We start from the raw sequence: 20,289 nt of genomic DNA on the forward strand, positions 1-20,289 counted from the left end.
TGTGGCTTTTAATTTTAAATAGAGATGGATGTGGAGAATAAAAAAAGCGGAGCAAAACTTTTACATTTTTACTCCGCCGGACTCTAACCGATAGAATCACTAGTTGTTTATAGCAGGTTACCTATCTTTATTCCAAAATGAATGGTACGTGGGTTAAGCGGCCCATAAACCCAACTGGCATCGCGATAAGCGCCTTTGTCGAAATCGTCCTGGAACGAATTGAAAATATTTTTTACACCTAAATCAAATTCCAGTTTTACATCGCCTCCTAAGTCGAAATGGTAAGCAAAGTTGATACCTATATCCATAAATTCACTACTCTTGACAAGTTGATCACCTATGGCTACTCCATTGGCATTTTTTTCTACCCCGAAGTGAATCAGATCCATCGATCCGGAATAGTTCCCTGAAATTGTCGTTGTGAATTCGTGTAGCGGTTTCCAATTCATAGCAAAGTAGCCGTAATGATTGGGCGTTCTCATCATTTTATCGGTTTTGATTTCGGTTAAATCGCCTTGTTCAACCTTTTCTTTATATTCGCTTGATTGCAAAGTCATCCCCATTTGGAAATCGAGTTTGTATGAGGGGGCTACTTTAAATTCGAAATTAACTCCTTTTACGATTGCTCCTTTTGAATTTTTACGATACGCAACCAGATTCCCATTTTCATCATTTGTGCTGTATTCATTTACAAAAGAATCGTTCAAGTCAGTATAGAAACCTTCAGCCAGGAAATAGGTTTGTACTTTCCCAAAACTTTTATCGATATCATACGATAAGGTGTAAGAGTTTGATGATTCCGCTTTTAAGTTTTCTGATAACTTGTGAATCACACGACGTGCAGCTGAGGCTTCAATATGTAAATCCTCATCAAAAATCTGAGGGGCACGAAATCCTCTTGCATAGCTCAAACGCAATTGCATATCCTCATCCAATTTGAAAAGAATATTAGCTCTTGGGCTGATCACCGTGTTGTTGATTTCAGAATGATCAACACTATTTTTGATTTTGTATGCATCCATTCGGGCTCCTAAAAGGAAGCTTGCAAAACCTAAATCCCATTTCGATTGAGCGTAAGCACCTATGGTATTAGAACTTTGGTTGGCAATAATGGTTGTTGGTTCAATGGTTTTTGTGGCGTAATCCATATACGAAAGCTTTTTATCTTTAAGCTTATTATATACATTCTCAAATCCCAGGGTGATATCGGCAGGAGCGAAAAGTAAATTGTCAGAATGGCTGAAGAATTGTACACCTGCAGATATGGCCAGATCCTGAGTCGCACCATAGGCACTGTTATCGAAAATGGGTTGAGGAAGATCAACTCCGGCATCATCTTTCAATTGAGCAGCGCCATAATATGATGATCGGTCAATATGTTGAGCCGATGCATAAACTGAAAGTTTATTCACTCTCTCTTCTGAGAAATACTGATCGAGAGTGATACTACCTGAGTTGATATTGTGCTCAACTTGTTCGGCAATAAGAGACATGTGTGCAGGTAAGTCCAGTTGGTCACCTCCTCTACGGAATTCATCAACAAGATGGTATTCCAAATTTAATTTTGACAAGTCGTTTAAACGATGGAAGGCATTGAAACCGGCACTTAAGTTTTTAAGTTCTACAATGTCGGAGAATCCATCCTGATTGGCATCCCATGCATCTTTGTTGCGTTTCATCCCAAATAGAAAAATACCTGATTGTTTATCTTCCGAAACGATGGAACCATTAAAATCGACAAGGACATCGCCGGCAGGTTTATCACTGGCTTTTACGCCTGTGCCTACACTGCTGTATTTGGCACCGACTTTAAATGAATTGCTAACAGGATCTTTGGTGATGACATTGATGGTTCCCGCTATGGCATTTCCTCCAAAAAGGGCTGAACCACCGCCACGTACAACCTCAATACGTTGAATCATGCTAGGTGGAATGTGCTCAAGGCCATAAACTCCTGCCAGACCGCTAAATATAGGACGTGAATTAATCAGGATTTGCGTATAGGGACCTTCTAGGCCGTTCATTCTAACCTGTGAGAAACCACAGTTGTTACAATCATTTTCGACACGCAAACCAGGTGAAAACATCAGACCATCAGCCATGGTTGAAGCGGCAGTGTTTTCAAGTAATTTGGTTCCAATCGAGTTAACTACAACGGGAGCATCTTTACGTGATATTTGATTACGGTCTGCTGTAACAACAACCTGATCCAGACCAATAAAATCTTCACTCATTTTGAATGTAAGCGTATTGGCTTGACCTAATTTGACATTGAATTCTTGTTTGTCGGCACGGTATCCCACGCAACTTGCGATGACTTGATAATTTCCGGCGGGCACATTTATTATTTCGAATTCTCCCTCAAAATTAGTGACTGCTCCAATCGATGTGCCTTCAAGAGCAACATTGGCAAAGGATACAGGTTCATTGCTTGCAATATCAATAACTTTTCCTTTGATGGTTGTGGTATTATTTTCTGCAATTGAGTAGGGTGAAACGGATGCAATTAATATTAAGCTGAGACAGAGTTTTGTGATAATTCTCATTTTTTATATGTGTTGAATGTGAAATATTGATGTTTGAATACCTGTATACAATTCCAATTAACAGAATTAGAAGAGTCTTGGTATTATTTATTTTGGCTTGTTGGTGTCATGAACTCAGATACGCGCATACCTGAGTTTGATAATTATGAAGCTGTCTGACATTATGATGAGTGTCTGACAGAAATAATTACGTATTTAAAGGATGAGATCATCCAAAATCCGGGAGATTTAGATGAAAGCAGGTGGAGGCCTGTTGTTAAGGGGATTGGCTGTGAATCCAAAATTAGATTCGACAAATTTAGGTTCGATTCGATTATAAACCCGGCTAAAAATGTTACTGAGCGCAAAGACCGACGCAAAAACAAAAAAGAAATTTGTTAATTGTTGTATCGAGGTACAGTCATGACATGTATGGGAGTGTGAATTACCACCGTTATTTGTATTAAAAGGGTGGGCATGCACAAAGATTTTACCATCGGTTTGTTTGTGGATATGAAGGTTGAATATAGCATTTCCTGTCAGTGCGAGCACTGCCGGAATAACTGCTATCAACACAGCAAATTTTATTTTCCTAAAGAATTCCATCAAACATTATATTTCTTAAATCTTTCGACATTGCAAACATATTGTCTTTTCAAATTTCCTACAATACCTATATCATGTGATATTGATTGAAATTGTTTAAAAACATATGCATAGAATTCCGGGTTTGTTTGAATGTTGAATTTTCTGTTTTGTTGATTGCTTAATGGGTTTATTGCTTGATGATTTTAAATTCGATAAAGCAAACCTTATAATTTGTTTAATTTTATAACTTTGCCTTTCGAGTTTTAGCTGATGCTATTGATGTTTCAATCGATCTAAATAACGCAAGTATGAGTGAAGTAAAAGAGAAGAAAGCCATAATAGAGAAACTCCGAAATAAGTACCGTTTAACCATTTCAAACGAAAGCACTTTTGAGGAGGCATTGTCTTTTCGATTGTCTCGATTGAATGTGTTTACTGTGGCAGGAGTTTTTTCAATATTCTTAATTGCGTTTATAACTGTTTTGATTGCTTTTACACCTTTACGAGAATATATTCCCGGTTATCCTGATGGAAAAATGCGTCGAAATATTGAGCAAAATGCCATCTTGGTTGATTCCCTGAGTTTAGAACTTGAGAAAAGAGATCGCTTTTTTAATGGTATCCGGAATGTGATTTCGGGTAACGATTTTGATAATGTAATGCAGGATAAAGCTGACTCTATTGTTGATCCTAAGTATAAAGGCTTGCAGTTTACCCAATCGGAGAACGACTCAATATTTAGAAAAGAACACGAAGCTGAAGAGAAATATAATTTAACTCTTTCAGGTGAAAATAAAGCTCGAGGAATATCAAGCATTCATTTTTTCACACCTATGAAAGGATTGGTATCCAATCCTTATGATGGACAAAAAAGCCATTATGGTGTTGATGTGGTGGGGCCGCTTAACGAAAGAATTTCAGCAGTTATGGATGGTACCGTTATTTTTGCCGAGTGGACATTGAATACGGGTTATGTGATACAAATTCAGCATGGTAAGGATCTGGTATCTATTTATAAACACAATCAGGAATTATTAAAAAAAGCAGGTGAATTTGTCAGGGCAGGTGAAGCAATAGCCATACTAGGAAATTCTGGCGAATTGACTTCCGGACCGCATTTGCATTTCGAATTGTGGCACAATGGGAAGGCACTGAATCCTGAAAGTTATATCAAATTTTAAATTCTACAACAGATATTCGTTGTTGGGAAATCAAAAAAAAAGCAAGGGACTAAATGAGTAAACATATTGCAATCTTAGGATCGACAGGTTCTATCGGAACGCAAACACTTGAGGTAGTAGAATCTAATCCGGATTTATTTGTTGTTGATGTTTTAACAGCCAATAATAATGTGGACTTGTTGATTGCCCAAGCAAAGAAATTTCAGCCTGATGTTGTTGTTATTGCCAATGAGGATAAGTATTCGTATTTGTCTGATGCCTTAAAGGATGAGGACATTAAGGTTTATGCTGGTATTGATGCAATTTGTCAGGTTGTAGGTATGTCGTCGGTGAATATTGTGGTAACGGCTATGGTGGGCTATTCAGGCTTGCTACCGACTATAAAAGCTATTGAGGCAAAAAAGAATATTGCTCTTGCTAATAAGGAAACGCTTGTTGTAGCAGGTGAAATTATCCAGAAGTTGGCTTTGGAAAACGGAGTGAGTATTTATCCTGTTGATTCGGAACATTCAGCTATTTTTCAGTGTTTGATCGGCGAATTCGAGAATCCCGTTGAAAAAATATACCTCACAGCTTCAGGAGGTCCTTTCCGTGGAAAGGATCGAAAATTCCTTGAAAGCGTTACGTCTAAACAAGCCCTTAAACACCCCAATTGGGATATGGGAGCAAAGATCACAATTGATTCAGCCAGTATGATGAATAAGGGCTTTGAGGTGATTGAGGCGAAGTGGCTTTTTGATCTGAAACCTGAGCAAATTGATGTGATCGTTCACCCTCAATCCATCGTTCATTCTTTGGTGCAATTCAAGGATTCATCGATGAAAGCTCAAATGGGATTACCCGATATGAAACTCCCGATTCAGTTTGCCCTGACTTACCCTAAGCGTTTGGAAACAAGCTTTGAACGTTTTAATTTTCTCGACTATCCCAATTTGAGTTTTGAGCCTGTTGATACGCATGTATTTCGAAATTTAGCTTTGGCTTATGAAGCGATGAATAAGGGGGGGAATATGCCTTGTATTATCAACGCAGCAAATGAAATCATGGTTGAAGCATTTTTGAGAGATCAGGTTGGCTTCCTTCAGATGAGTGATATTATTGAAACCTGCATGCAAAAAGCGAGTTTTATCGCTCAACCAGTTTACGAAGATTATGTTGCTAGTGATGCTGAAGTTAGAGAATTAGCTACCTCTTTGCTATAAAATTCGTACCTTGTCGTGATTTTTAATTGAACACTCAAGAATGATTGAGGAGGTTCAATTTTTGGATATGATCCTGTTCTTAGTCAGGATACTTAATTTGATAAATGTAATTAAATGGAAATATTAATTAAAGTTTCTCAGTTTCTTCTGAGTTTGTCTATTTTGGTGGTTCTCCATGAAATGGGGCACTTTATATTTGCCAAAATGTTTAAAACACGTGTTGAGAAATTCTATATGTTTTTTAATCCGGGTTTTTCTCTTTTTAAATATAAGAAAGGTGAAACTGAATATGGTATTGGATGGATTCCTTTGGGGGGCTATGTGAAGATATCAGGTATGATTGATGAGTCGATGGATAAGGAGCAAATGGCTTTGCCACCAGAGCCATACGAATTTCGTTCGAAACCAGCCTACCAAAGACTTTTGATTATGGTTGGTGGCGTTTTAGTGAATTTTATTCTTGCCTTCTTCATTTATATTTCGGTACTATTTGCCTGGGGAGATGCATATCTTCCTGCTGAGAATGTGAAATATGGTTACGTATGTGACTCTTTGGCTCAGAGTATTGGTTTGCAGAATGGTGATAAGATTCTTGAATTGGATCATCAAAAACAGGTGAAATATTCGGATATTCTAACCAATATTCTGTTGAATAATCCTAAAACCATGCAAGTTGAACGTGATGGTGAGATGATTGATATTGCTATTCCTCAGACTTTTGTGGCGGATCTGCTTTCCCAAAGTAGCAAAGGGTTTTCAATGTCTCCGGTGATTGAGCCTCGTTTCCCTTTACAACCTTTTGTGATTGGTGGATTTTCCAAGGAATCAGCGGCGAAAGAAGCAGGAATTAAAAAGGGGGATCAAATACTCTTAGTAAATGGAAAGGATATCGAGTTTTTTGATGAATATCTGGCATATCTACAAACTCTAAAGGGTCAAACAGTAGTTCTTACTGTTAAGCGCGATGGTGAAGTTCATGAAATTTCAACAAAATTAAGCGACGAGGCCAAGTTGGGTATCTCACTGAAACCTTACAATCATTTTGAATTTGCAGCAATTGAGTATAGCTTTTTGGAAGCAATTCCTGCTGGAATTAACAAAGGGGTTGATAAGTTACAATCATATTTGAAACAGTTCAAGCTGATTTTTTCGTCCGAAACCAAAGGTTATAAGTCTATTGGTGGATTTGGAACCATTGCGAGTATTTTCCCGGGTGTTTGGGATTGGCATGCCTTTTGGAACCTGACAGCCTTCTTATCAATTATTTTGGCAATAATGAATATTTTACCGATTCCAGCTTTGGATGGAGGGCATGTGATGTTTTTGTTGTACGAAATTATTACCCGACGTAAGCCCGGGGATAAGTTTATGGAGTATGCTCAAATTGGGGGTATGATTATCTTGTTTGGTTTGCTTATTTTCGCCAATGCCAATGATATTATGAAGGCATTTAATTAGCTTTAGAGGGATGAATTTCAGACATCTGTCTTGATACTTTATGCGAAAATGTTATATTTGTGACATAAATACTTAAAAAAAAACTTATGAATCTTTTTGTAATAGCCGGAATGATTGGAGCTCCTCAAATAATATTAATTATTGTTGTTGTATTACTTTTGTTTGGCGGAAGAAAAATCCCGGAGCTAATGAAGGGTATTGGTCAGGGAATGAAAGAGTTTAAGAAGGCTACCGAATCCGAAGACAAGGAAAAAGACAAGGACGAAAAGGAGAAAAAAGATAAATAATAGAGAGGCAGGTTTAAGAACCTGCCTTTTTTATATCATTGACTTTAAAGTATAAATCGTCACTTTTTACGGGCTTTTAAGAATAGATATAATTACCACAATATTACATGTTTTTTGATTTGATGCAAGGATAAAATGCTTATCTTAATTCCGCAAAAATACATACTTAAAATTGAAGTGATTAGTCCCTATGAGATATACAATACCAGCTTTTAAAGCCTTATTAGTTACTGGAGTTATACTAAGTTCTTTTTATACGGGTTTGGCTGCAGATAAGGGGAATTCTTCTTGCCTGGCAAAGACCGATGGTGTAGAATTTATTTATAAGCCAGAAGAAACCAATAGGGAAAATCCGAATGGAAAAACGAGTAACAATAATCTTGTCCCTGTTTTTTCCAATGAAGATTATGCCTGGCGTATTGATAAGTTGAATGAAGCGAGTCCTATTCAACTTGATTTTAATGATATCGTAAAGCGATATATTGATGTCTATTCAGTTCGTCATCGTGATAAAACAGCCCGGATTTTAGGTTTGAGCGAAATTTACTTTCCGATTTTTGAGGAATACCTCGATAAATATGGTTTACCCCTCGAATTAAAATACATTGCCGTTATTGAGTCAGCTTTGAATCCAAAAGCTAAATCTCGTTCAGGTGCGACGGGCTTGTGGCAATTCATGTTTCATGCCAGCCGCATGTTCGATTTGAAAATCAACTCTTATGTTGATGAAAGAATGGATCCGGTAAAATCAACAGATGCGGCTTGTAAATACCTGCAGTATTTGTATCGCATATTTGGGGACTGGCAATTGACAATTGCAGCGTATAACGGAGGACCGGGAGTTGTTCGTGATGCGATTAAAGCATCAGGTGGGAAAACGAACTTTTGGGATATCGCAGCCTTCCTGCCCGAACAAACCCGAAAATACTTACCTGCTTTTATCGCTGTTAACTACGTGATGAATTACAATCAGGAGCACAATATTATACCTGAGCATTTGAAATTTTCTTATCTGAAACTCTCAGATGTTGAAGTTAAAAAGTCCTTGTCCTTGTTGAATGTTTCAAAAGCATTGGACATTTCGATTGATGATTTAAGACGCTTAAATCCAATTTACAAGCTCGATTTTATCCCTCAAAGTGAATTGCCTGCAAGTTTGACTTTACCTGTAGATAAAGTGCCGGCATTTGTTGAAAACGAATCAGAATTGTATGCCGCACCCCAAACAAAAGTGTTGTATCACGATATAGAAAGAAACATGTCGTCTACCCGAGGGAAAAAGTGTATTGTTCATGTGGTGCAAGCTGGCGAATTTTTTCATAAAATAGCGATGAAGTACTCATGCACAAGTGATAATATCAAAACATGGAACAATTTAAGAGGAGATATCCTTCATATTGGGCAGAGACTTAAGGTGTGGGTTCCTGTATCTGAAACCAGTTCGAATGCGATGAAAGATGTAGGTATGTTTGATCTGCCTAATGTATTGATTCAGAATAACAGTGATTTGAAATCGGCGAATAAACATATCAGTATGCTCTCCAATTAAGTTGTTTTAAAGGGGGGTAAATTATAATAAAACAAGAATATTTATTTAAAATATCAGTTATGAAATCGATAATAAAATTTGGTATCATTTGTTTGGTTCTTGTTACAAGTATCAGTTCTTGTAAGAAAACAACAAAGGGATTAATGCCAACAGTTACTGGTCAATCGGGTGAGATTGTAATTTTGAGTAGTATGGCATTATGGGAAGGTGTCGTTGGCGATTCGATAAAAGCAATTTTTAATGATATTCAGGTGGGAATGCCACAGGATGAGGCTGTGATGGATTTGTTCCATTTGAATCAGCAGGCTTTTACCAGTATGTTTAAAACACATAGAAGTATTTTAGAAATAAAGGTTGCGTCATCGGTTAAGAAACCCAGATTGGTTGTGAAAGATAATATGTATGCTCGCACACAGGCTTATATGCGTGTTGAAGCAGCCTCTGTTAACGATATGTTGGAGATTTTGGATAAAAACAGAACAAAGATTTTGGCTTACTTTATACGTGGTGAGCGTAATCGAAAAATTGGTATTATCTCAAAAGCTCCTGTGCAGGATATTTTTGATTATTTAAAAAAGGAAAAGCATTTTACTTTAGCATTTCCATCGGGTTATAAGATTAGAAAAACAGAACCGGACTTTTTTTGGGTAAGTAAGGAAACACCTGAAACAAGCCAGGGGATGTTTATTTATACTTACGATTACCTTACTGAAGATGCTTTTGATAAGGATGCAATTTTGATGTTGAGAAATCAGAAGCTTAGAGATTTGGTTCCCGGACCTTCAAAAGGAAGTTATATGACAACCGAGAACAATTTCCCTATTTCATTTAATCATTTCGAGTTTCAGGGGAATTATGCTGTTGAAATGAGAGGTTTGTGGAAAGTTGAGAATGACTTTATGGGCGGTCCTTTTGTAAATCTCTCATTCCTTGATTCAGTTAATAATCGTGTGATTTGTATGGATGCTTACGTGTATCGCCCAAACCATGATAAGCGCGAGTTGCTGAGAGAGCTTGAGGCGATTATGTACACATACACATCGATTAAAGCTGAGGCTAAATCTAAGTAGGGATTAAGAGTCAGTGAAGTTGGAATTGTGTGGGATAACTAAAAATGGATCAAGTGAATTTACCTGATTATAATCAAATTAAGGTTTCTAAGTATCGCGATAAAGTCGGGATCATAAAACAAGTTGCAGCTCAGATTGAAAAAGATTTTTATCAGTTTGGGTTTGAAGTTCGGTTTTCAGGAAATCCGGATGAGGCTTATGATGAACTTTTTTCTCAGATCATTGAGCACGTGGCTTATATGCTTAGTCAGGATTATCATCGTTTGATTTTGCTTTTGTATCAGATTGATTTGAGCGAAAAAGAGATTTTGAAGAATGAGTTGAAATACCCGAATGTGGATAAGCAGCAGCTTTTGTCCGAATTGATTATTCAGCGTGAGCTTAAAAAAGTACTTATCCGAAATTATTTTAAGGAGAATCCGGATAAATTATAATTGTCTGAACTTGTTAAGCTATGAAATAGAGCGAGATGATTATAATAGATCTTTTCTTTAATCTTATTACTTTTGTGAAAACATGTTTGGATTGCTTTTTACATTCTGGATTAAGAGATTGTATGGAAGAGGTTTCGTTGATGAGAAACTTACATTTTTATAATGGCTGACAATCCAATTGATATATATAAATATACAGACCAATGAAAGATACTAAAATAAAAGTCGGAATAACTCAAGGTGATATTAATGGGATTGGTTACGAGGTGATAATTAAGACCTTGATGGATGCGCGAATTTTGGAAATATGTACACCTATTATTTATGGTTCGCCTAAGGTTGCTGCCTATCACAAAAAAGCCCTTGATATTGAGGATTTCAGTTTGAATAATATTAAAACAGCTCAGGATGCTCATGCAAAAAGAATAAATATTATTAACTGCACGGATGAGAATATTAAAGTTGAGCTGGGGAAATCTACAACTAGTGCCGGAATTGCCGCTTTAGCTTCTTTGGAGGCAGCAGTAAAGGATTTAAATGAAGGTAATATTGATGTTTTACTAACTGCACCAATCAATAAAAAGAATATTCAGTCTAAGGATTTTGTTTTTCCAGGCCATACCGAGTATTTGGAATCCAGAATTAATTCAGGCAAATCATTAATGTTGCTGATTAGTGAAAAACTGAGAGTGGGTGTTGTTACAGGCCATATTCCAATCTCAAAAGTTTCAGAAAGTATTACAGAAGAGAAAATTATTGAGAAGTTAAATATTCTGAACAAATCTTTAATTCAGGACTTTGGTATTCGTAAACCTAAGGTGGCTGTTCTTAGTTTGAATCCTCATGCTGGTGACGATGGCTTAATTGGATCTGAGGAAAAAGATGTGATTATTCCGGCAATCGAGAAAGCGAGAAAGAGTGGTATTATGGCTTTGGGGCCATATCCTGCTGACGGTTTTTTTGGGTCGAATGATTATTCAAAGTTTGATGCCATTCTGTCTATGTATCATGATCAGGGACTAACGGCTTTTAAAGCTTTATCTTTTGATTCCGGGGTTAATTTCACAGCTGGTTTATCTAAGGTGAGAACATCTCCGGCTCATGGTACTGCTTATGCAATTGCAGGTACCAATGTTGCTTCACCTGAATCTTTTCAAAAGGCTCTGTACATGGCTATTGATGTTTACCGAAACAGAATTCAATTTGAAGAGTTGAATAAGGACCCTATGAAGGTTAAAGCGCCGAGTGCCGATTTTCAGAATAAAAGACAATCGGTGAAATAATTGATGTTTTGATCTAACTATACTGTAAGTACACTCATCCAATTTTACCTATATGTTTGAATATATCAAAGGCGATATTAATGAATTAACCCCTACAAATGTGGTTGTTGAGAACCATGGTATGGGTTATATTATTAATATATCATTAAATACATACTCGCAGCTTTCAGGCCATAAATCAACACAACTATATCTGCATCAGGTTATTCGTGATGATGCTCATTTGTTGTTTGGATTTAAAGAATTGAAGGAGAGAGAAATCTTCCGTTTATTAATTTCTGTTTCTGGTGTAGGAGCTAACACTGCCAGAATGATGCTTTCATCATTGACAGCTGATGAAATTAAAAAGGCTATTTTTTCAAATAATTCCAAAACATTGCAGGATGTTAAAGGAATTGGAGCAAAAACAGCACAGCGAATTATTATTGAACTAAAGGATAAGATTGGAAAAGAAGAAGAAATGGGTGCAATCGTATTGCCTCAGGACAATACAATTCGTGAAGAAGCGTTATCTGCTTTAGTGATGCTTGGTTTTGCTAAAAATTCTATTGTCAAAGTACTTGATAAGATTATCAAAGCAAATTCTCCGGCAAGTGTTGAGGAGTTAATTAAATTAGCTCTGAAACAACTCTAATCTAAATCGTAAAAATCCCCCTTCTTGAAAAAACTGGTTCAATACATATTAGCGTTTTTATTTTTATTCACTCTTGGGCTTGCTTCTAATGTTAGTTCTTTGAAGGCAGATGCTTATTCTTTTGAAAGTTTACAACAAGACAGTACACTGATAAAGAGTGCAGAACGTATTATTAACCCCAAATCACCATTTAATAAGGCTAAAAAGAAAAGTGCCAAGGATGAGTCACTGCCTTATTCTTTTGATGATGAGGATAATATAAAGCTCAAAAACAATCAAGTCAAGTCTCCGTTATATTTGAAGGATCCGTCTAATATTGAGACGACAATAGCTTATGATCCTGTTACGGGAAATTATATTCTCAAAAAGCGAATTGGAGGCATGGATTATCGTAATTCAAGCTCAATATCGAAAGCGGAGTTTCAGGCTCAGCAAAATCAGGCAGCTTTACGGGATTATTGGATGGAGCGTATTTCGTCAGACAGATACGTTAGTGGTGCTGATCAGCGTTCATTTTTAGGATCAAAGGTGTTTGGAAAATTGTTTGGTAATACTGCCATTTCAATTAAGCCTCAGGGGGCTGCAGAACTGAGTTTTGGTATCAGTACAACCAAGGTTGATAATCCAACAATACCTGAAGAGCTAAGAAAAACAACCAGCTTCGATTTTGATGAGAAGATTCAGATGAGTGTCTCGGGTAAGATTGGTGATATTTTATCAATGGAGGTGAATTACAACACCGAGGCAACCTTTGATTACGAAAATCAGATGAAACTGGAGTATAATGGTGAAGAAGATAACATCATTAGAAAAGTTGAAGCGGGTAATGTGTCAATGCCAATTTCGAATACTCTGATCACCGGAGGACAGAATCTTTTTGGTGTGAAAACTGAGATGCAGTTTGGTAAACTTTCAGTGGCATCGGTTTTTTCTCAGCAAAAAGGTGAGACTAAGGTCGTGAATATGGAAAATGGCGCTCAAAAGAGCGAATTTGAAGTTTCAGTGGATCAATACGAAGCGAATCGCCACTTCTTTTTATCAAAGTATTTTTATGACACCTATGATCAGGCAATGGCTAAATTGCCGATTGTGAATTCGGCTGTTACAATTAATAAGATTGAGGTCTGGATTACGAATAAGAATTCAAACTTTGAAGATTCAAGAAACTTTGTTGGTTTTGTTGATCTTGGAGAAAACTATACACAAGGTGAATATCCGGATAATGAAAAAGGTTCTGCTAATGAAGTTTTTTATAATGAACTAACAGATGGTCCGTATAAAGATATCAGAGATATAAACCAGGTTACAAATGTTTTAAATGGGCATTTTATTGCTGGTAAAGATTATGAGAAAGTTGAAAATGCCCGATTGTTGTCGGAAAGTGAATATACTCTGAACCGACGTTTGGGTTATATCTCGTTGAATCAATCGTTGAATGCAGATGAAGTTCTGGCCGTGGCCTATCAGTATACCGTAAATGGAGAAGTTTTCCAGGTAGGGGAATTTTCAACAACGGGTGTTAGTGCACCTCAATCTCTTATTCTGAAGTTGATTAAAGGCACAAATCTGAATCCTTCGCTTAAAAGGACTTGGATGTTGATGATGAAAAATATCTATAATATTGGTGCTTACCAGATTAATTCTGAAGATTTCCGTCTGGATGTTTTGTATCAGAATGATCAGGCTGGTTCGCAATTGAATTATATTGATACGGACGGAGCGGGTAAAAATGAGATTTTATTGAGTTTGTTAAATCTGGATAATTTAAATTCACAACTGGATCCCAGTCCTGATGGGATGTTTGACTTTATCGAGGCTCTAACGATTTATCCGAATAAGGGCCGAATTATTTTCCCGGCTAAAGAACCATTCGGTTCTTATCTGCGATCGAAGATCACGAACAATGCTGTTGCTGATAAATATGCTTTTGATGACCTGTATATTAAGACACAAAATGAAGCTCAGCAAATAGCTGAAAAAAATAAATTTGCACTTAAGGGGAGTTACAAGTCGACAGGTGGATCAGAAATCTCGTTAAATGCATTGAATGTTCAACCCGGATCGGTTGAAGTGAAGGCTGGTGGAATTAAGCTCATCGAGAATATTGACTATACTGTTGATTACACATTAGGACGAGTTAAAATTATCAATCAGGCTCTTCTGGAAGCGGGGACCCCTATTTCAATTTCTTCAGAAAGTAATTCTCTCTTTAATATCCAAACGAAAACATTGGTGGGGGTTCAGATGGACTACCAGTTTAATAATGATTTTAATTTGGGTGCAACAGTGATGCATTTATCCGAACAGCCGCTGACTCAGAAAGTGAATATTGGAGATGAACCCATTTCGAATACCATTTGGGGATTGAATGGAAGTTATAGAACGGAGTCCATGTTTTTGACGAATTTGGTTGATAAACTGCCGTTTATCGAGACTAAAGAGCCATCACAAATTTCTGTAGAAGGTGAATTTGCACAGCTGGTTCCAGGACATAATAAGGCAATTGGGAGTTCGGGGACAGCCTATATCGATGATTTTGAGGGAACAGAAACCTCCATTGATATGAAGAATTATAATTCCTGGGTTTTAGCCAGTACACCACAAAATCACCCTGATTTTCCTGAAGGAGATTTGAATAACGATTTGGCATATGGTTATAATCGTGCTAAGTTAGCCTGGTATGTGATCGATCCGCTTTTTAATAGAAATACATCTTCAACCCCAGCACATATTCGGTCGGATAAAGAACAATTATCAAATCATTTTGTACGTGAGGTGTTCGAAGAAGAGATATGGCCTAATAAGGAAACAGCATCTGGTATTCCAACAAATATTTCAGTACTGAATTTAGCTTATTATCCTACTGAAAAGGGGCCTTACAATTACGATGTTGATGGACGGGCTAATATCTCAGAGGGTATGAATACCGATGGAACATTGAAAAATCCTGAAAAACGTTGGGGAGGTATCATGCGTAAGATTGAGACCAATGACTTTGAGGCAGCAAATATTGCTTATGTAGAGTTTTGGATGATGGACCCGTTTGTGTATGATAAAACTCACAAGGGAGGAGATATCTTATTGGATTTGGGTAATATATCGGAAGATGTTTTGAAAGATTCACGTAAAGGTTTTGAAAATGGTTTGCCTACCAGTAGTAAGGTTGTTTTAGTTGATTCTACAGTTTGGGGACGTGTTCCTTTGGTTCAGTCTCTTGTTAATGCATTTGATAATGATAATCAGTCTCGGAAATATCAGGATGTCGGAATGGATGGTTTGGCTACTGAGGATGAGAGAACCTTTTTCGATGAGTATATTTTGAATGTAAGAAATTCAGCAAACTTGGGTGCTGGTTCAAAAGCCTATTCCAATGCGATTACTGATCCATCCAGCGATAACTTTCATTATTTCAGAGGAAGCGACTTTGATGCCAACCAAATGAGTATTCTGGATAGATATAAGGATTTTAACGGTCCTGAAGGTAACTCGTCGACCGCTGATTTATCACCAGAGCCCTATCCAACATCAGCAACCACTTTACCTGATGTTGAGGATATCAATCATGATAATACCTTGAGTGAAACAGAGGCTTATTACGAATATAAGATTCATCTGGCACCTGATGAAATGAAGGTTGGTCAGAATTTTATTGTGAATAAGGTTGAGAGTACGGTTGATCTTGCAAATGGTACAAAGGGAACTGTAAATTGGTTTCAATTTAAGGTGCCGGTTGAGGAATACAACAGTAAGATGGGTAATATTAACGATTTTACTTCGATTCGTTTCATGAGAATGATGATGAAGAATTTCGAAGAAGAAGTGGTCCTTCGTTTTGCAAGTTTGGATTTGGTTCGTGATGATTGGAGAAAATATGATCAGACATTGCGTTCAGATTCACAATTATCCCCGGAAGAAACTCGTTTTGAAATAGCGGCAGTTAATATCGAAGAAAATGCAGAGAAAGAACCGGTTAATTACGTTTTACCTCCGGGTATCGATCGTGTTGTAGACCCAAGTAATCCCCAGCTTTTACAATTGAACGAGCAGGCAATTCAGTTAAAAGTTAGCAATTTGGAAGAGGGTGATGCTAAAGCCGCCTATAAGACTTTAAATATGGATGTTCGTAAGTATGGTACACTTAAAATGGATGTTCATGCCGAAAGAATTGAAAATCTGAATCTTGAAGATGATGATTTGAGAGTCTTTATTCGTATGGGATCTGACTATCAGAATAACTACTACGAATATGAAATACCTTTAAAATTAACCCCCTATGGTCACTATACAAATGATAATTTGGATGACCGATTAATTGTGTGGCCGGATGCTAACCGCTTCGATTTTAAATTGAATTTATTTTCAGGAATAAAACAGAAAAGGAATAGTGAAATGCGTGCGAGTTCTGATGTTGAACTGACAGATATTTTTGAACGACCAGTTAGTGAGCTTGACCGAAATGCCGGACCTCTCGCTGAGAATAACATCATTAGGATTAAAGGGAATCCAAATCTAGCCAATGTACGCACGGTGATGATCGGGGTTCGATATCCACAAGAGGGAATAGTAAATGATGGGGAAAGGCGATCCGTTGAGGTGTGGCTGAATGAGCTTCGCTTGACTGATTTTGACGAAAAGGGCGGTTGGGCTGCCAACCTGAGAGTGACAACCAAACTTGCTGATTTGGGAACATTAACCTGGGCAGGTAGTCGAATGACTGCTGGTTTTGGTGGTATCGAGGATGGTGTAAACAGTAGAAATAAGGAAGATATTTTCCAATATGATTTTTCTGCCAGTCTTGAGCTGGGTAAGTTTTTCCCCGAAAAATCAGGAGTGAGAATACCGATGTATTATGCAATTTCTGAAGAAACATCAAATCCTGAGTACAATCCTCTTGATCCGGATATTCCTCTTGATGTAGCCTTAGATCAAGCAGCAAATAAGAAAGAACGTGATTCAATTAAGCATATTGCACAGGATTATACCAAGCGGAAAAGCTTCAATTTGACAAATGTTCGTGTTGAAAAGCAAGAGGGAAAAGCCAAGTTATTAGATATTTCTAACCTGTCTGCAACCTATTCGTTTAACGAAACGTATTCGCGTAATGTGAATAAGGTTCGTGATTTGGAGAAGAACTATCGTGGGGTATTGAACTACACTTACAGTTCACGACCAAAGAATTATTCCCCATTTATGAAATCTAAATCATTAAGATCGCCTTATCTGCGCTTGTTACGTGATTTTAATTTTTATTTGATGCCAACACAGGTTTCTGTTCGTTCTGATATTCAAAGGTATTACCGTGAGATTGAAACGAGAAATATTGAGCAACCCGATCTATTGATAACACCAACCTACGACAAAAATTTCAATTGGTATCGTTATTATGATTTGAAATATAATCTAACAAAGAATTTAAATTTTGATTTTTCGGCGACCAATACATCACGTATTGATGAGCCAGACGGAATTGTTGATAAGGACAGAAATAGGGATGCCTACAATATCTGGAAAGATTCAATCTGGAATAACATTATGGATGGGGGACGTAATGTGCAGTATCACCATAATTTTAATGTAACCTATAAGGTGCCTATTAATAAGATCCCATTTTTGAATTGGACATCTTTGACAACTCGATATACAGGATCTTACGATTGGAATGCGGGAGCAATTATAGAAGATAAGACGATTGAGCATGGTAATACGGTTCGAAACTCAAATAATATTCAGTTGAATGGACAACTTAATATGGTTAATCTGTATAATAAATCTAAATACCTGAAGAGGGTTGATCAAAAGTATAGTGGTACAAGGCGATATAAAGCCCAAAGTAATAAATACAAAAAAGTTAATTACGAAGGAGAAATAGATGAATTGAAAGCTAATGTTGGTAAATCAGTTTACCATAAATTAGGGACTAAGGATGTTCAGGTGAAGGTTTACGATTTAGAGGGGAAAGAGGTTCGAATTGAATACAAACCTCTTTCAGGTAATCGTGTGCGCGTAATCTCTAAACGATCGTTAAAAAATGCGCGTGTGAGAATAAGCGGTAAGATTGAAGAAAAGGATAATTTACTTGTTAAGGTTGGTGAGAATATTCTTAGACTGGGAATGAGTGTCAGGAATATTTCCTTGGGCTATTCTGAAACTAATTCGACCACTTTACCTGGTTATTTACCACAAACGAATTTCTTTGGTGGTGAAACCTTCAATGGAGTTAATGCGCCCGGGTTTAATTTCTTAATAGGTAATCAGGATAAGAATTTTGCTGCAAATGCCGCTCGCAAGGGATGGATTACAACGGACCCAACATTGAACGCACCCTATGTGATGACGCATACTGAAAATTTCACATTCCGATCAACTATTGAGCCAATAACAGGATTGAAAATTAATTTGAATGCAAATCGCAATTTCTCTAAGAATACGAATGAGTTTTATATTTACAATGAAGCTGAATCAAGTCTGGATCAGCCCGTGTTTGATGCCAAGAATAAGACATTAACGGGGAATTTCAGTATGACTTTCATGAGTATGAAATCAGCTTTCTTTAGTATAGGCAATACGGGTAACTATTCTTCAAAATATTTTGATGAGTTTCTGGAAACACGTAAGGCTGAATCGTTACGTTTGGCTAAGAAACGATGGGGCGAAAATTACAAGGATCACCCTAAAATTATAGAAGTTGATGGAAAAGACGTTATTGTAAAAGATTATTATGAAGGTTATGGTCCTACATCTCAGGAAATTTTAATTCCAGCTTTCCTGAAAGCTTATGGGGGTGGTGGAAGCAAGTATAACAAACTTTTTCCAGGTATTGAGAAGATGATGCCAAACTGGCGGATAAGTTTTGATGGTCTATCGAAGATTCCTCTGGTTAAGCGTTATTTCAAGTCTATCAATATGAATCATTCATATACATCGACCTATAATATTGGATCTTATAATAATAATCTGGATTTTACCGGAGAAGATGGAAATTTTGATTTAGTGAAGAATTTCTTACCAATGTATGAGGCAAATTCGGTTTCTATAAATGAGCAATTTAATCCGCTGATTAATGTTGATATGATGTGGAAAAATAATTTTACAACAAGCTTTGAGATGAAGCGTACTCGTAATCTAATTTTAAGTCTGGCTAATACCCAACTGACAGAAGTAGCCTCGAGTGAATTCATTTTGGGATTAGGTTATCGTTTTGATAATCTGGGTTTGATTATTGGATCAGGATCCGGTCAAAAGAAATTTAATAGTAATTTGAACCTTCGTGGAGATTTATCTATCAGAAAAAATAATACCATTATCCGAAAGATTGTTGATGAAGTTGATCAGTTGACGTCAGGACAAAAGGTTGTGAGTTTGAAAATGTCAGCAGACTATGTTTTAAGTAGCCGATTTAATTTGCGATTGTATTACGATAGAATTGTGAATGAACCCTATGTATCACTATCATACCCAACTACAACAACTGAGTTTGGGGTTAGTGTACGTTTTACCCTGGCTCAATAGTCTTATGTCCAATAACATAAACAAATATTTATTTTGAAATAAGAGTTTATTTAATAGTTCGAAAAAAAATGTAAATTTGGGGCAAATAATGAACCAGATATAAACAAGAATTAATCATGAACGTACCTGAAAATTTAAAGTTTACAAAAGATCACGAATGGATTCGTGTTGAAGGTGATACAGCCTTTATTGGTGTTACTGATTTTGCTCAAGGAGAATTAGGAGATATCGTTTTTATCGAAGTTGAAACTGAAGGAGAGACTTTGGATAGAGAAGAAGTTTTTGGAACAATTGAAGCTGTTAAAACTGTTTCTGATATGTTTATGCCTATTAGTGGTGAAGTATTGGAATTCAATGCAGAATTGGAAGATGCTCCAGATTTAGTAAATTCAGATCCTTATGGAAAAGGATGGATTATTAAAGTTAGTGTAAACGATGCTTCTGAATTAGAAGATCTATTGACTGCTGATCAGTACAAGGAATTACTATAATATAATTTCCTTATAATATACAGAAGCTCCGATTTATCGGGGCTTTTTTTATGCCCTTATATCTCTTCTAAGGCCTTT

Annotated in this window: 12 protein-coding genes; 11 read left to right on the forward strand and 1 reads right to left on the reverse strand. The window is 36.8% G+C overall.

Annotated elements, in window-relative coordinates:
- Positions 1-107: 107 nt before the first annotated feature.
- Positions 108-2,546 carry a TonB-dependent receptor gene (locus tag EO244_RS11205; RefSeq protein ID WP_129254762.1) on the reverse strand — a complete coding sequence of 813 codons (2,439 nt, stop codon included), beginning with the start codon at positions 2,544-2,546 and terminating at the stop codon, positions 108-110.
- Between the two features lie 875 nt (positions 2,547-3,421).
- Here EO244_RS11205 and EO244_RS11210 point away from each other — a divergent pair.
- From EO244_RS11210 to gcvH, 11 genes are all read left to right on the forward strand, one after another.
- Positions 3,422-4,294: a M23 family metallopeptidase gene (locus EO244_RS11210; RefSeq protein ID WP_129254763.1), complete on the forward strand. Its 873-nt coding sequence runs from the start codon at positions 3,422-3,424 to the stop codon at positions 4,292-4,294.
- Positions 4,295-4,347: 53 nt separating this feature from the next.
- Positions 4,348-5,496 carry a 1-deoxy-D-xylulose-5-phosphate reductoisomerase gene (locus EO244_RS11215; protein WP_129254764.1) on the forward strand — a complete coding sequence of 383 codons (1,149 nt, stop codon included), beginning with the start codon at positions 4,348-4,350 and terminating at the stop codon, positions 5,494-5,496.
- A gap of 114 nt (positions 5,497-5,610) precedes the next feature.
- Positions 5,611-6,954 (forward strand): RIP metalloprotease RseP, encoded by a 1,344-nt coding sequence (gene rseP, locus EO244_RS11220; RefSeq protein ID WP_129254765.1) that lies wholly within the window; start codon positions 5,611-5,613, stop codon positions 6,952-6,954.
- A gap of 86 nt (positions 6,955-7,040) precedes the next feature.
- Entirely contained in the window at positions 7,041-7,241 is a 201-nt protein-coding gene (gene tatA / locus EO244_RS11225) for a twin-arginine translocase TatA/TatE family subunit (protein WP_129254766.1), read from the forward strand.
- 190 nt (positions 7,242-7,431) lie between these two features.
- A complete protein-coding gene (locus EO244_RS11230) occupies positions 7,432-8,790 on the forward strand; it encodes a lytic transglycosylase domain-containing protein (protein ID WP_129254767.1) in 1,359 nt (452 codons plus the stop codon).
- A 59-nt stretch (positions 8,791-8,849) separates the two neighbouring features.
- Entirely contained in the window at positions 8,850-9,860 is a 1,011-nt protein-coding gene (locus EO244_RS11235; protein ID WP_129254768.1) for a DUF4837 family protein, read from the forward strand.
- Between the two features lie 44 nt (positions 9,861-9,904).
- Positions 9,905-10,294 (forward strand): hypothetical protein, encoded by a 390-nt coding sequence (locus tag EO244_RS11240; RefSeq protein WP_129254769.1) that lies wholly within the window; start codon positions 9,905-9,907, stop codon positions 10,292-10,294.
- 203 nt (positions 10,295-10,497) lie between these two features.
- Positions 10,498-11,577, forward strand: a complete 1,080-nt coding sequence (gene pdxA, locus EO244_RS11245) for a 4-hydroxythreonine-4-phosphate dehydrogenase PdxA (protein ID WP_129254770.1) — start codon at positions 10,498-10,500, stop codon at positions 11,575-11,577.
- A 52-nt stretch (positions 11,578-11,629) separates the two neighbouring features.
- On the forward strand, positions 11,630-12,211 hold the full coding sequence (ruvA, locus tag EO244_RS11250) for a Holliday junction branch migration protein RuvA (protein WP_129254771.1): 582 nt from the start codon (positions 11,630-11,632) through the stop codon (positions 12,209-12,211).
- A 24-nt stretch (positions 12,212-12,235) separates the two neighbouring features.
- Positions 12,236-19,720 carry a T9SS outer membrane translocon Sov/SprA gene (sov, locus tag EO244_RS11255; RefSeq protein WP_129254772.1) on the forward strand — a complete coding sequence of 2,495 codons (7,485 nt, stop codon included), beginning with the start codon at positions 12,236-12,238 and terminating at the stop codon, positions 19,718-19,720.
- 116 nt (positions 19,721-19,836) lie between these two features.
- Positions 19,837-20,211 carry a glycine cleavage system protein GcvH gene (gcvH, locus tag EO244_RS11260; RefSeq protein WP_129254773.1) on the forward strand — a complete coding sequence of 125 codons (375 nt, stop codon included), beginning with the start codon at positions 19,837-19,839 and terminating at the stop codon, positions 20,209-20,211.
- Positions 20,212-20,289: the final 78 nt, after the last annotated feature.

Origin of the sequence: Ancylomarina salipaludis (genome assembly GCF_004122035.1) — a bacterium.
Lineage (GTDB): Bacteria > Bacteroidota > Bacteroidia > Bacteroidales > Marinifilaceae > Ancylomarina > Ancylomarina salipaludis.

Excerpts from the sequence above, each read along its gene's own strand:
- EO244_RS11205 (WP_129254762.1), bottom strand. The coding sequence starts at position 2,546 with ATGAGAATTATCACAAAACTCTGTCTCAGCTTAATATTAATTGCATCC.
- EO244_RS11210 (WP_129254763.1), top strand. The coding sequence starts at position 3,422 with ATGAGTGAAGTAAAAGAGAAGAAAGCCATAATAGAGAAACTCCGAAAT.
- EO244_RS11215 (WP_129254764.1), top strand. The coding sequence starts at position 4,348 with ATGAGTAAACATATTGCAATCTTAGGATCGACAGGTTCTATCGGAACG.
- rseP (WP_129254765.1), top strand. The coding sequence starts at position 5,611 with ATGGAAATATTAATTAAAGTTTCTCAGTTTCTTCTGAGTTTGTCTATT.
- tatA (WP_129254766.1), top strand. The coding sequence starts at position 7,041 with ATGAATCTTTTTGTAATAGCCGGAATGATTGGAGCTCCTCAAATAATA.
- EO244_RS11230 (WP_129254767.1), top strand. The coding sequence starts at position 7,432 with ATGAGATATACAATACCAGCTTTTAAAGCCTTATTAGTTACTGGAGTT.
- EO244_RS11235 (WP_129254768.1), top strand. The coding sequence starts at position 8,850 with ATGAAATCGATAATAAAATTTGGTATCATTTGTTTGGTTCTTGTTACA.
- EO244_RS11240 (WP_129254769.1), top strand. The coding sequence starts at position 9,905 with ATGGATCAAGTGAATTTACCTGATTATAATCAAATTAAGGTTTCTAAG.
- pdxA (WP_129254770.1), top strand. The coding sequence starts at position 10,498 with ATGAAAGATACTAAAATAAAAGTCGGAATAACTCAAGGTGATATTAAT.
- ruvA (WP_129254771.1), top strand. The coding sequence starts at position 11,630 with ATGTTTGAATATATCAAAGGCGATATTAATGAATTAACCCCTACAAAT.
- gcvH (WP_129254773.1), top strand. The coding sequence starts at position 19,837 with ATGAACGTACCTGAAAATTTAAAGTTTACAAAAGATCACGAATGGATT.